Origin of the sequence: Bacillus pretiosus, from assembly GCF_051294775.1 — a bacterium.
GTDB lineage: Bacteria > Bacillota > Bacilli > Bacillales > Bacillaceae_G > Bacillus_A > Bacillus_A wiedmannii.
In genome coordinates this window covers 570,151-583,633 of the sequence record NZ_JBPPHF010000004.1, presented here as the reverse complement: position 1 = coordinate 583,633, position 13,483 = coordinate 570,151, and the positions used below count along the sequence as shown (strand labels likewise).

General features: G+C 37.7%; 14 protein-coding genes. 5 read left to right on the top strand and 9 right to left on the bottom strand.

The window, feature by feature from the left end; all coding sequences use genetic code 11:
• Nucleotides 1-132: 132 nt before the first annotated feature.
• Complete coding sequence (locus tag ACSG5Z_RS23055; RefSeq protein ID WP_000287155.1) at nt 133-1,509, top strand: glycine--tRNA ligase; 1,377 nt, start codon at nt 133-135, stop codon at nt 1,507-1,509.
• A 36-nt stretch (nt 1,510-1,545) separates the two neighbouring features.
• On the opposite strand, the gene ACSG5Z_RS23050 is transcribed toward ACSG5Z_RS23055, so the two are convergent.
• Nucleotides 1,546-1,929, bottom strand: coding sequence for a hotdog fold thioesterase (locus tag ACSG5Z_RS23050; protein ID WP_000520763.1), 384 nt, complete (start codon nt 1,927-1,929; stop codon nt 1,546-1,548).
• A 95-nt stretch (nt 1,930-2,024) separates the two neighbouring features.
• Between ACSG5Z_RS23050 and ACSG5Z_RS23045 the strand changes: the two genes are divergently transcribed.
• Both ACSG5Z_RS23045 and ACSG5Z_RS23040 read left to right on the top strand, forming a co-directional pair.
• Nucleotides 2,025-2,768, top strand: a complete 744-nt coding sequence (locus ACSG5Z_RS23045) for a DUF3298 and DUF4163 domain-containing protein (protein WP_435712201.1) — start codon at nt 2,025-2,027, stop codon at nt 2,766-2,768.
• A 50-nt stretch (nt 2,769-2,818) separates the two neighbouring features.
• The gene (locus ACSG5Z_RS23040) at nt 2,819-3,412 is read left to right on the top strand and encodes a biotin transporter BioY (RefSeq protein WP_435712200.1); all 594 of its coding nucleotides are present in this window, start codon (nt 2,819-2,821) and stop codon (nt 3,410-3,412) included.
• Between the two features lie 45 nt (nt 3,413-3,457).
• On the opposite strand, the gene galU is transcribed toward ACSG5Z_RS23040, so the two are convergent.
• Both galU and ACSG5Z_RS23030 read right to left on the bottom strand, forming a co-directional pair.
• A complete protein-coding gene (gene galU / locus ACSG5Z_RS23035) occupies nt 3,458-4,345 on the bottom strand; it encodes a UTP--glucose-1-phosphate uridylyltransferase GalU (RefSeq protein WP_087986056.1) in 888 nt (295 codons plus the stop codon).
• A gap of 108 nt (nt 4,346-4,453) precedes the next feature.
• Nucleotides 4,454-6,178 (bottom strand): phospho-sugar mutase, encoded by a 1,725-nt coding sequence (locus ACSG5Z_RS23030; RefSeq protein WP_087986045.1) that lies wholly within the window; start codon nt 6,176-6,178, stop codon nt 4,454-4,456.
• 143 nt (nt 6,179-6,321) lie between these two features.
• On the opposite strand from ACSG5Z_RS23030, the gene cdaS reads away from it, so the two are divergent.
• Complete coding sequence (gene cdaS / locus ACSG5Z_RS23025) at nt 6,322-6,927, top strand: sporulation-specific diadenylate cyclase CdaS (protein ID WP_070169194.1); 606 nt, start codon at nt 6,322-6,324, stop codon at nt 6,925-6,927.
• Between the two features lie 129 nt (nt 6,928-7,056).
• On the opposite strand, the gene pepA is transcribed toward cdaS, so the two are convergent.
• From pepA to ACSG5Z_RS23000, 5 genes are all read right to left on the bottom strand, one after another.
• Nucleotides 7,057-8,541, bottom strand: coding sequence for a cytosol aminopeptidase (gene pepA, locus ACSG5Z_RS23020; protein WP_435712199.1), 1,485 nt, complete (start codon nt 8,539-8,541; stop codon nt 7,057-7,059).
• Between the two features lie 146 nt (nt 8,542-8,687).
• On the bottom strand, nt 8,688-9,314 hold the full coding sequence (gene spsC, locus ACSG5Z_RS23015) for a stationary phase survival protein SpsC (protein WP_000920109.1): 627 nt from the start codon (nt 9,312-9,314) through the stop codon (nt 8,688-8,690).
• Nucleotides 9,315-9,400: 86 nt separating this feature from the next.
• Complete coding sequence (locus ACSG5Z_RS23010; RefSeq protein ID WP_000027007.1) at nt 9,401-9,718, bottom strand: YuiB family protein; 318 nt, start codon at nt 9,716-9,718, stop codon at nt 9,401-9,403.
• A complete protein-coding gene (locus tag ACSG5Z_RS23005; protein ID WP_000415296.1) occupies nt 9,715-10,221 on the bottom strand; it encodes an NUDIX hydrolase in 507 nt (168 codons plus the stop codon). Before ACSG5Z_RS23005 ends, ACSG5Z_RS23010 begins: the two co-directional genes overlap by 4 nt.
• Nucleotides 10,222-10,344: 123 nt before the next feature.
• Nucleotides 10,345-11,553 carry an NAD(P)/FAD-dependent oxidoreductase gene (locus ACSG5Z_RS23000; RefSeq protein ID WP_435712198.1) on the bottom strand — a complete coding sequence of 403 codons (1,209 nt, stop codon included), beginning with the start codon at nt 11,551-11,553 and terminating at the stop codon, nt 10,345-10,347.
• A 462-nt stretch (nt 11,554-12,015) separates the two neighbouring features.
• Here ACSG5Z_RS23000 and ACSG5Z_RS22995 point away from each other — a divergent pair, with 462 nt between their 5' ends.
• Nucleotides 12,016-13,005 (top strand): NAD(P)/FAD-dependent oxidoreductase, encoded by a 990-nt coding sequence (locus ACSG5Z_RS22995; protein ID WP_048542263.1) that lies wholly within the window; start codon nt 12,016-12,018, stop codon nt 13,003-13,005.
• Between the two features lie 109 nt (nt 13,006-13,114).
• Here ACSG5Z_RS22995 and ACSG5Z_RS22990 read toward each other — a convergent pair.
• A partial coding sequence (locus tag ACSG5Z_RS22990; protein ID WP_435712197.1) for an LPXTG cell wall anchor domain-containing protein occupies nt 13,115-13,483 on the bottom strand: 369 nt, incomplete at its 5' end.

Genomic DNA, 13,483 nt, shown 5'->3' with positions numbered 1-13,483 from the left:
AACGCTCGTCCCTAGGCAATTAAGCCTTGGGATGAGCGTTTTTTTATGTTTTTCAAAGCCTATACCGCTCGTTTCACAAGTACCAGAGCACGTCATCGCCAATACGTTAACTTTCAAAAGGAGGATTTTATTATGTATTCAATGGAACAAGTTGTAAACTTAGCGAAACATCGCGGTTTTGTTTTCCCTGGTTCTGAAATTTACGGTGGTCTTGCAAACACTTGGGATTACGGTCCACTTGGAATCGAATTAAAAAATAACGTTAAAAAAGCTTGGTGGAAAAAATTCATTCAAGAATCTCCATACAACGTTGGTTTAGACGCAGCTATTTTAATGAACCCAAAAACTTGGATCGCTTCTGGTCACGTTGGTAACTTCAACGATCCAATGATCGACTGTAAAAAATGTAAAGCGCGTCACCGTGCTGACAAATTAATTGAAGATGCATTAGATGCAAAAGGCATCGAAATGGTTGTTGATGGTCTTACTTTCGACCAAATGGCTGACCTAATGAAAGAACATGAAGTAAAATGTCCTGATTGTGGTAGTGAAGAGTTCACTGAAATCCGTCAGTTCAACTTAATGTTCAAAACATTCCAAGGTGTTACAGAGTCTAGCACGAACGAAATCTTCCTTCGTCCTGAAACAGCACAAGGTATTTTCGTAAACTTTAAAAACGTACAACGCTCTATGCGTAAAAAACTTCCATTTGGTATTGGCCAAATCGGTAAGAGCTTCCGTAACGAAATCACGCCTGGTAACTTCACATTCCGTACACGTGAATTCGAACAAATGGAACTTGAATTCTTCTGTAAGCCTGGTGAAGATTTAGAATGGTTCGCATTCTGGCGTGAAACTTGTAAGAACTGGTTACTTTCACTTGGTATGACTGAAGAAAGCATGCGTCTTCGTGACCACGGTGAAGAGGAATTATCTCATTACAGTAACGCAACAACTGATATTGAATTCAGATTCCCATTCGGTTGGGGCGAACTTTGGGGCGTAGCATCTCGTACAGACTTCGATTTAAAACGTCACATGGAACACTCTAATGAAGACTTTAACTATATCGATCCACAAACGAATGAGCGTTACGTACCGTACTGCATCGAGCCATCTTTAGGTGCTGACCGTGTAACATTAGCATTCTTATGTGATGCATATGAAGAAGAGCAATTGGAAAACGATTCTCGTACAGTTCTTCGTTTCCACCCTGCTTTAGCACCATACAAAGCAGCTATCTTACCATTATCTAAAAAGCTATCTGAAGGTGCTACTGAAGTATTCGCAGAACTAGCTAAAGACTTCATGGTAGACTTTGACGAAACTGGTTCTATCGGTAAACGTTACCGTCGTCAAGACGAAATCGGTACACCATTCTGTATCACTTACGACTTCGACTCAGTTGAAGACAAAGCTGTTACAGTACGTGACCGTGACACAATGGAACAAGTTCGTATGCCAATTAGCGAGCTAAAAGGTTTCTTAGAGAAGAAAATCCAGTTCTAATTATAAAAAAGAGGCGCTCTATTGAGCCGCCTCTTTTTACTTTTCACGTTTTTCTTTAATTGCTACTGTACACCTTGATATACATAGTAAATCATCATTCTCATCAATAATACGTACATCCCAAACCATCGTTGAATGTCCTCTATGTATCGGTGTTCCGATTGCTGTTACAATTCCATCTTTCTTTGAGCGAATGTGATTTGCATTAATTTCTAGACCGAAACAAATACATTTCTCTTGATCAATTAAATTGTATGAACCAACACTTGCTACTGTTTCCGCTAATGCAAGAGATGCACCGCCGTGTAAAAAACCAAACGGCTGATGCGTACGCTCATCAACAGGCATCGTAGCAACCACCTTATCTTCTGTCATCTCTAACAACTCAATTCCAAGTGAATCCATTAAAGTTTTTCCCATATCGTTTCCTCCTTCTCTTACTTTAATTGAATGTATAATTTTACCTATTTATTTTCAAACTACTTATAACACTTATATAAGGAGGTTTCACCTAAATGAAACAGAAATTTTGTATATTACTGCTTATGTTCTCCTTGCTGACTATTGTACCAAATTGTGCACTAGCAGCCAAAGCATCCAACCTGACAATCGATGTTCAGACTGTAACACAAAAAGGTAAGAAACCTTATATAGAATATCAAATTAACAGACCTTCGTTTCACAATTTTTCCGATTCTAAATTTCAAAATAAGCTCAATTTCTATTACAAAAAATCTACTGACAAATTTAAAACAAAATTAGAAAAAGACGCAAAAAAATATTATAAAGAAACAGAAGGATCTAGTACACCTTTTCATCCATACGTGGCGAATGTTGATTATAAAGTCTCCCTAAATAAACCACCCTTACTCAGCTTATATTTGAATTACTATCAATATACAGGCGGAGCACACGGTCTTTATACGTGGAAGGCAAACACATTTGATTTAAAAGAAAAAAAGTTACTACACTTAGACGATTTATTTCAACAAGAAGATAAATATAAAGAAATAATCCGCGCTGAGATTGTAAGACAAATTAAACAAAATGAAAGTATTTATTTTCCCGATGCAACTGAAAAGGTCATGAGCACGAAAAAGTTCCACTTCTTTTTAGAACCAGACAATCTCGTCATTTATTTCCCTTTATATGAGATTGCTCCTTATTCAAGCGGAATCCCTCAATTTCGTATTCCGTATACGTTGCTAAGAGAGTATTTGAAGCCTTCTTATCAAAATATTTTGATTGACAACAAGTAAATATTTTCGCTACGATAATGTTAACCTAAAAACAACAGGAGGTTAACATTATGAGGAGATTTCATGTTTTAGATTTAGCATTAGCTGCCATGTTCGTCGCTCTTATGGCCATTGGTGCAAATATTGTATCTTGGGCACCATTCCTGCAAGTAGCGGGTATCCCATTATCTATACAACCATTTTTCGCAATTTTAGCAGGGCTTCTTCTTGGAAGTAGACTTGGCGCATTATCAATGACTGTGTATATGCTCGTTGGCTTAGCTGGTGCACCAATCTTCGCTAACTTCAAAGCTGGATTCGGAGCGCTTTTAGATCCTACTGGTGGTTTTATTATTGCATTTATTATCGTTGCTTACGTATCCGGAAAACTAGTAGAACAAAAAGAACGACCAACATTCAGTACATTTGCAATTGCCTCTTTCACAGGAATCATTTTAACGTATATTATCGGTACTACTTATATGTACGGGGCAGTCAATTTCTTCATGGGTGGTAATATGAGTTATAAAGCGGCTTGGATGATTATGATGTGGTTCGCAGTAAAAGATATTGCATTTACCATTATCGGTGCTATTATCGCACCTCGCATATACTATGCTGTACGTCGTTCCGCTTATCAGCATTCTCATTCGACGATTTCATAATAAAAAAGAGTTATTTCAGTACACTGAAATAACTCTTTTTTTATATTAAGACTGTTGCTTCGTGTGTTCTTCTAAAATTTTCTGCATCATTGGAACCATGTCATCACGTAATTCTGGGTGTCGCAGAGCCATTTCGATTGTCGTTTGAACGAATCCTAACTTTTCACCTACGTCGTAGCGCTTTCCTTCGAAATCGTAAGCAAATACACGTTGAATTTCGTTTAAGTTTTGGATTGCATCTGTTAACTGAATTTCACCACCAGCACCAACATGTTGCTGTTCTAAGAACATGAAGATTTCAGGTGTTAAAACGTAACGTCCCATAATTGCTAAGTTTGAAGGTGCTGTACCTGCTGCTGGTTTCTCAACGAAATTGCGAACTTGGTAACGACGTCCTTCCTGCTCTAATGGGTCGATAATTCCATAACGGTGTGTTTCATCTTCTGGAACCGTTTGTACACCAATAACAGAAGAAAGCGTTTTATCATATTCTTCAATTAATTGACGTAAACATGGTTTTTCAGCTTGAACGATATCATCACCTAATAAAACAGCGAATGGCTCATCACCAATGAATTTACGTGCACACCAAACAGCGTGTCCTAATCCTTTTGGTTCTTTTTGACGGATATAGTGAATATCTACCATTTTTGAAGAAGCCTGTACTTTTTCAAGTAACTCATACTTTTTCTTTTCTAATAAGTTTTGCTCTAACTCAAATGCATTATCAAAATGATCTTCAATAGAGCGCTTCGTTTTACCAGTAACGATAATAATATCTTCGATTCCTGATTTTATTGCTTCTTCTACAATGTATTGGATAGTTGGTTTATCTACTATCGGTAACATTTCTTTTGGCATTGCTTTTGTAGCTGGTAAAAAACGTGTTCCTAATCCAGCTGCTGGGATTATGGCTTTTCTTACTTTTTTCATCACAAAATACCCTCTCTTCTGTCAGAATCAATAACGATTATTTCCTTACATAAAACAAAAGGGAGGTTTCACTCCCTTTCGTTCCTTACTACTTAAAATTACTTTATATTATAAACGATTCATAATATCTTCTTTAATAGTAAGTAACTTTTGTTCACTATTTTGTAAAGAATTATCTTGAACACCGAAGTAGAACTTAATCTTCGGTTCAGTTCCAGATGGGCGTAGGCAGAACCAAGAACCATCTTCTAATTGATATTTTAACACATTTGATTTCGGTAAGTGAATCTCTTCTTTATGTCCATCTTGTAAAGATGTAACGATGCTCGCTTTATAGTCTTCAACAGCTACAACTGTTAAGCCCGCTACTTCTTTCGGAGGATTTTCACGGAATGTTGCCATCATTTCTTGAATTTGTTCCGCTCCATCTTTTCCTTTTAACGTTAACGATACAAGATCTTCACGGAAGAAACCGTACTTCTCAAATACTTCTAATAAACCATCGTATAACGTTTTACCTTGTGATTTGTAGTATGCAGCTACTTCACATGCAAATAGAACAGATTGTACTGCATCTTTATCACGACAGAATGGACGGATTAAATAACCATAGCTTTCCTCATAACCGAATTGGAATTCGTATTGTCCGCTTTCTTCATACTGTTTAATTTTCTCACCGATAAATTTAAATCCAGTTAACGTATCAACTGTATCTAAACCGTATGCTTTCGCGATTGTACGGCCAATTTCAGACGTTACGATTGTTTTTAATACAACACCGTTCTCTGGAAGCGTTCCGTTTTCTTTCTTTTGAGATAATAAGTAATCAAGCATTAATGCACCTGTTTGGTTACCAGTTAATACTTGGAACTCACCATCGTGATTACGAACTGCAACGCCTAGACGGTCTGCGTCAGGATCCGTTGCGATTAACACATCTGCGCCTACCTTCTCACCGTCACGAATTGCATACTCAAACGCTGCATGCTCTTCTGGGTTCGGTGATTTTACTGTAGAGAAGTTCGGATCTGGTAACTCTTGCTCTTTTACAACTGTTACATCTGTAAATCCAACTTCTTCTAAACCACGGCGCACAGAAATATTTGATGTTCCATGTAATGGTGTAAAGACGATTTTTAAGTCTTTTCCAACATTTTGTACCATTTCTTTATTAATGATGACATTGTTCAATTCTGTTGCATATGCATCATCTACTTCTTGTCCAACAATATGTAATAAACCGTCAGCTTTTAATTGCTCCACATTAGCAACCTCAACTGTTAACTCATCCTCTACTGCATTTACATAGCTAATTAACTCATCAGCTTCTTTTGGAGGCAACTGCCCACCATCTTCACCATATACTTTATAACCGTTATATTCCGGTGGATTATGGCTTGCCGTAAGAACGATTCCACTTACTGTATGTAAATGACGAACTGCGAAAGAAAGCACTGGCGTTGGACGTAAGCTTTCAAACACATATGTTGTGATACCGTGTGCACCAAGTGTAGCAGCTACTTCCATTGCAAATTCAGGTGATTTATGACGAGAATCGTACGCTACAACAACACCGCGTTTTTTCGCTTCTTCACCTAATTTTTCAATAAACTTCGCTAATCCTTGTGTTGCTTTACGAACTGTATATACGTTTAAACGGTTCGTACCAGCACCAAGTTCACCACGCATACCACCTGTGCCGAATTCTAGATTTTTATAAAAGCTGTCCTCAATTTTCTTCTCATCTTGCTTCATGTTTTCTAACTGTTCTTTTAGTTCTGCGTCTAACTCTGCATAGGAAAGCCAGCGACTAAATTCTTGTTTCCAGTTCATATTTCTATCTCCTCTCGCTTGTCATACCTTTATTATATGAAAAAAACAACCTGTATCTCAATATTTTTTACAATCTAACAGGATTTTACTAGGAATATTTGTATACACTATGGTTAAATACTCCACTAAAGGGAATGAGGATTATGCAAGAATGGGGCTTGTCAGAAGAGCTCAAAATACAAACAAAGCAAATGATTGAAATTGCTGAGAAAGAATTATCAATTATGAGACAAGCAATTGATAAAGAAGATGAATGTATTTTGTGCAAAATGGAAGATATTCATCATATGTTAGCAAACGTACAAACATTAGCAGCTACATACTATATTCAAGCGTATTTATCACCTTATACTGAAAGCTCACATTCTATTACAGCAACTGTCCAACATTTAAGCGCCCGAAAACACGGGGCTCTTATTGTTGTGGAAAGAAACGAGCCACTTGACTCTCTTATTCAAACTGGAACAACATTACATGCTCATTTAACCTCACCGTTACTTGAATCCATTTTCTATCCAGGTAACCCTCTTCATGACGGAGCCGTTCTCGTTAAAAATGATCATATTGTTTCAGCTGCCAATATTCTTCCGTTAACGAAAAGCACAGAAGTTGATCCTGAACTAGGAACACGTCACAGAGCTGCAATTGGCTTATCAGAAAAAAGCGATGCACTTATTTTAGTTGTCTCTGAAGAAACAGGTCGCACTTCATTCGCTTTAAACGGAACGTTATATACGATTTCTTTATAGGGTCCATCTTCTCCTATAGAACAGTACAATAGGAAATGAAATTATATCGACTTAACGAAAAAAATGACAATAATCATACCAATAAAAAAGGCTGTTCCAAAATATTGGAACAGCCTTCTCTTATGGATCTTACTCTTCTCCGAAACGTTCAACAAGTGTTGCAAGTGTACGTACCATTGCACCTGTTGCTCCAGCTGGCCCTAAATCATGCGCTCCTGACGTTTCAGATGTTCCAGCAATGTCTAAGTGTACCCAAGGTGTATCTTCAGCAAATTCACCTAAGAATGTACCTGCCATAACCGCATGTCCTTCGCGGCCTGGTGAGTTATTTAAATCGGCAAACTTACTGTTTCGAACGCGTTCTTTATCACGATCAAAAATCGGTAATTGCCAAATTGATTCATCTGCTTCCATAGACGCCTCTAGCACTTGCTCAAACAACTCTTCATTGTTTGTCATTGCGCCTGTCGTCTGATTTCCAAGTGCAACAATTACACCACCTGTTAATGTCGCAACATCAATAAGATAGTTTGCACCTAGTTTTTTCGCATACGTAATACCGTCAGCTAACGCTAGGCGACCTTCTGCATCTGTATTTAATACTTCAATTGTTTTTCCGCTCATAGATGTGATTACATCGTCTGGCTTAAATGCTGTACCACTTACAACGTTATCAGTTGATGGAATAACAGCGATCACATTTTGCTCTGGGCGAAGTTCACCGATAATTTCCATCGCACCTAATACAGACGCAGCACCGCCCATATCACCTTTCATACCGACCATGCCTTCACGTGGTTTTAAAGAATAACCACCTGTATCGTATGTAATCCCTTTTCCAACGAATCCAATGACATCTGTCCACTCTTCTTTTCCTTTATAAATAAGAGCAATCATTTTTGGTGGCTCTGTACTACCTTGGTTTACTGCAAGTAACGCACCCATACCAAGATCTTCCATCTCTTCTTTCTCAAGAACTTTATAATCCATATCATACTTTTCCGCTAACTCAACAGCATACTCAGCAAGCTTTGTTGCTGTTAATACGTTTGGCGGCATATTTACAAGTGTACGAGCTGAATTTGTTGCACGTCCATGTACGTAGCCAACTGTTAATGCAGCTTCAATTTCTTGTGCATCTTCTGCTGTAATAGCCGTGAACTTCTCTAGTTCCACACGATCCTTTTTATCTGATTTATACGTTTGTAACTCATATGTACCAAGACCTTGTACTTCTGCTGCAATATGAGCTACCTCAATCGCATCTAATTTCTCTGTTACGAAAGAATCAAGCAAGATTGCTGCATCTTGTACTTTTGCTGCTTGTAACGTTTTAAACGCCTTACCAAGAGCAGCACGCAACGTTTCTGTCGTGTAAGACTCTTTCTTACCTAAACCAACGAAATAATAACGTTTCACATTTGTTTTTCCTAAACTATGTACTTTTGAAATAACTTTCTTCTTCGTAGAAAGTTCTTTCTCTTCTAATAAAACTTGTAGTTGTCCTTCAAACGCTTTGTCCAGTTCTTGTACAAAACTACTCGTTTTCTCTTCTTCAAATAAGGCAACGATTACCGCTTCATGGCTTGCTAATTCTTTTTGTACTTGAAACATGTTCAGACCCCCTAAATTTCTCTACTCTGCCTTTATTATAACTTTATTTTCGATAAAATGCGACAATTCTAACTTCTGTTACCTCCTATATAATCCATATTTCTTCTATTTATAAAATAAAAAAGTCTAGCGTAATTACCACTAGACTATCTTTGTTTTAAATATTGACCACGAAACACTTGCATCGTTTCATCTTGATTTAACATCGTTAACTCTTCTTCTGAAAACTTACCATTTCCAACTTTCACTACATACACATTCACTTTTTTCTTACCCCATTGGCTATAAACATCTTTCACCGTATCATAATACAGATCAAGACGGTTTCCTTTTATTGCACCGCCCTTATCAGCTACTACACCGTACCCATAACCTGGTACGAATAGAATCGTTCCAATTGGGAATACGCGTAAGTCCGCAGCGATTGTGGAATATAAATCCCTTTTCACCTTAACTCCTGAATATGTAATACCATACTCCGGATGTCCCGGTCTCTTACCAGTTGACTCAATTCCCGACGTATAACCTGTTGCAGTCATTTCAATTGAACGATATTTAGACCAGTCGTTTGCCTGCTCTAAAGCATTTATCACTTCTTTACTCGGAGCAACATTTCTCTTAACTTCTGCTGCATGTACTTCTTTTGCACTCGTTCCCTCATATTTCTTTACAATCTCTAATAAAGAAACTCCTGTGAAAGCATTCCATGTTACGCATAATGCGGATACAAGTAAACAAGTCATCATAATGCGAATACAATATCGTTTTAACATTTTTATATTCCACACTCCTTCATCGTTAATCATTCCCTATACGATGAAGGAATATGCAAAAAAATAATCCCCAAATGAATTGGAGATTAAAACATTTGATATCCGCTTTTCCGAAGTTTCTTAATGACAATTCCGGCTAAAGCAGCACCTACTAATCCAGTAGATAGAATAAACACATCTGCCTGCCCTAAATGCGATACACTTGTCCCAAATGAAGAGAATGTTTCTTTCGGCTTTGAAAAATAATCCCACACACTCGCCTTATTAATAATAAGTATACAAACAATCGGATACACAATAACCATTACCCATGTCGCTCGCAATATCATGTTGAGTAAAAATCCAATTCCAAAAAACAAAATAAAAAATAACATCATTGAAATAAGTAGTACTGGTATACTCACTCTTTCTCCCTCTCCTTCGCATGCGCCGTAAATACATGATAGGCTGTATAACCAAATTGCTCTCCTGGATCTAATGTTTTGTTCATCTCAAGATGTAGTTCTGATCTTCCTTCAAACAAATATTTGATAAGTAGAGACGTATTTGGATCGTCCGCAATCGTATCTGGATGTAAAAATGCTACTTCAGACAATTCCTTCTCCTGTACAATAATGTTTTCTCCTTCAGGCTCCAAAAGGAAAATAATCATATTATCACTAATCTCATTGCGAATCACGCCCGATCGAACACCAATGATCCCCTTCACATGAGCGACGATACCTGTCTCTTCTAACACTTCACGTTTCACAGCTTCATCAACCGTCTCACCTTCATTTACAAAACCAGCCGGCAAAGACCATTTCCCCTTTAATCCACTATATTTTTTCTTAACGAACAGCCACCTGCCATCTTTTGTAGCTACTAAGCCACCAACAGCTAGCCATACTTTCCCTCGCTTCTCCATGATGTAATACCCTCCTCTATCAGAACGGACAGAATATTCTTTCTTTTTTATATATTATACTATATTTTTTAAATGAAAAAAGCAGAAACAGCTCTTAGCCGTTTCTGCTTTTTCTACTATATATTAAAAGAACTTTAATTTACCTTTTTTAAGAACTAATAAAGGTCCACCTAATAAGAATAGGTAACGGTTATCGATAACTTTCTTCATGAAGGAAGCTTTCCAACCTGTTAACTTTTTGCCCATAACAACGCCCATTGCATCGTCATGACCTAAAGAACATACAGATCCTTTATTGTCGAATGCGAATTTTTTCATTTCGCCTTTACCACGAACTAACACAGTTAAGTTGTGTGCAATGTTGTAACCTTCTTGAATTGCGATTTGTGCCGTTGGTGGGTATGGACGATTAATTTCTTCGTTAATGATTAACGCTGCGTCACCAACCATAAATACATCTTCGTATCCTGGAGCGTGCATGTACTCATCAACTTTTACACGTCCGCGCATTGCTTCAAAGCCAGACTCTTCTACAATACCGTTACCACGAACACCCGCAGCCCAAACTACTGTTTCAGACTTAATTAATTCAGTATCATCGCCGTTTGCAACGATAATACCTTCTTCAGTTGCTTCTTTAATTGCTGTACCGATGCGGAATTCTACACCTTTTTTCTCAAGTTGTTTTACAGCGTATTCTACTAATGCCGGATCGAAACCTGGAAGTGCTGTTGGAGCAGCTTCTACACAGATAATACGTGCTTTTTCACGTGGTACATTGTACTCTTTGCAAAGTTCAGGAACACGGTTTGCAAGCTCACCTACGTACTCGATACCAGTAAATCCAGCACCACCAACAACGATTGTTACTAACTCATCGCGCTTTTCAGTTGCATATTTAGCGAAACTAGCTTCCATATGCTCACGAATTTCACGAGTTGCATTAATGTTAGCAATTGAGAATGCATGCTCTTTTAATCCTGTAATTCCGAATGTTTCTGATTCGAAACCAAGACCGATTACTAAATAGTCATACTCTAGCTCGCCGTCTTTTAAGATGATGCGTTTTTCAGCAGCTTTAATTTCTACTACTGTGTCTTGTACAAAGTTCACTTTATTTGTATCAATAACGTCTTGAATATCTAGACAGATTTTTTCATCTTGTAATGTACCAGCTGCGCTCTCATGTAACCAAGTCGCTTGGTAGTGATAGCTGTTGTTGTTTACTAACATAATTTCAGCTTCATTTACAGATAATGCTTTTTGCAGACGAACAGTCGTAATCATCCCGCCATAACCTGCACCTAAAACTACGATTTTTGGAGTCTTCACCAAATCACAACCCTTTTCTTTATATAATAGTAATGAAAAATAATACCAAGTACTAAAAACTATATTTGTCAAGAATGTGGAATTTATCACATTCTATATCATAACAAAACGCAGTCAAAAAATCGTACGAATTTTGTCATAGAAATTTAACATAATACTTCCCTATATTAGTCGGTTTTATTCCAGAATTCAAGCGTCTGGAGAATTATCAATATTTTAAAATAACATAGCGTTTTCAAGGGTTTTTCAGCCTTTTTTTCATGTATTTTCCTTTCACCATATTTTATACAATTAAAAAAGCATCTATGCGAAAACTTACACACAATTCAGTCGTTTTCAGAAGTATTATGAACTCAAATATGCTATCATTTATTTGAAAGTGTCATCATTTGCAGGATTTTCGTGTACATATGAACAATATATGAAATCAATATCAAAATTCCATCTATAGGGGGAATGAAAGTGGCAGAAAATCAAAAAGTTTACGACATAACGATTATTGGTGGTGGTCCAACAGGGCTGTTCACAGCATTTTATGGCGGTATGAGACAAGCAAGTGTAAAAATCATTGAAAGCTTACCTCAACTTGGAGGACAATTATCCGCACTCTACCCTGAAAAATACATTTATGATGTAGCTGGATTTCCAAAAGTGCGCGCACAAGAACTAGTTGATAACTTAAAAGAGCAAATGAAGAAATTTGATCCAACCGTTTGTTTAGAAGAAGCTGTTGATACGCTTGAGAAACAAGCTGACGGTATATTTAAACTTGTTACGAATAAGCAAACTCACTATTCTAAATCAGTTATTATTACTGCTGGCAATGGTGCTTTCCAACCACGCCGCTTAGAATTAGAAGGTACAGCAAAGTATGAAAAGAAAAACTTACATTATTTCGTTGATGATATGAATAAATTTGCTGGTAAACGCGTCGTAGTATTTGGCGGTGGCGACTCAGCTGTTGATTGGACAATGATGTTAGAGCCGATCGCTGAAAAAGTTACAATCGTTCATCGCCGTGATAAGTTCCGTGCACATGAACATAGCGTAGAAAGCTTAATGAATTCTCGTGCAGAAGTAAGCACACCGTACATACCAGTAGAACTCATTGGTGATGACAACATTGAACAAGTCGTTCTTCAGCATATAAAAACGGAAGAAAAAATTATCATCGATGTGGATGATGTCATCGTAAACTACGGCTTCGTTTCCTCTCTTGGCCCAATTAAAAATTGGGGCTTAGATATACAAAAAAACAGCATTCTCGTGAATTCGAAAATGGAAACAAATATTCCTGGCATTTACGCTGCTGGTGACATTTGTACATATGAAGGAAAAGTAAAACTCATTGCTTGCGGCTTCGGTGAAGCACCAACAGCAGTAAACAATGCAAAAGCTTACTTCGATCCAAACGCAAAACTTCAACCGATGCACAGCTCTAGTATGTTTTAATATACAAAAATAAAGCTCCTTCCACGTATGGAAGGAGCTTTTCTTTATATATCAGAAAACGAAAGCACAATGAATCCGATACATGATCGAACTCATTGTGCTTTTAGAATTACTGTTTTCTTCTTCTACCTAATATGAATAATACTCCGCCGACTAAGAATGAAATTCCCGCACCAACTGACATCATCCATGGAGATGCCGCCCCTGTTTTCGGTAATTCTCTTTCTACCTTTACGTGCGGCTCTTTAATTAATTTTTCCAGTCTTACTTCCGGGTCTTCCGGTTTTACTTCTGGCTCTTTCGGATCTTCCGGTTTGACCTCTGGCTCTTTCGGATCTTCCGGTTTGACCTCTGGCTCTTTCGGATCTTCCGGTTTGACCTCTGGCTCTTTCGGATCTTCCGGTTTGACCTCTGGCTCTTTCGGATCTTCCGGTTTCACTTCTGGTTCTTTCGGATCTTCCGGTCTCACTTCTGGTTC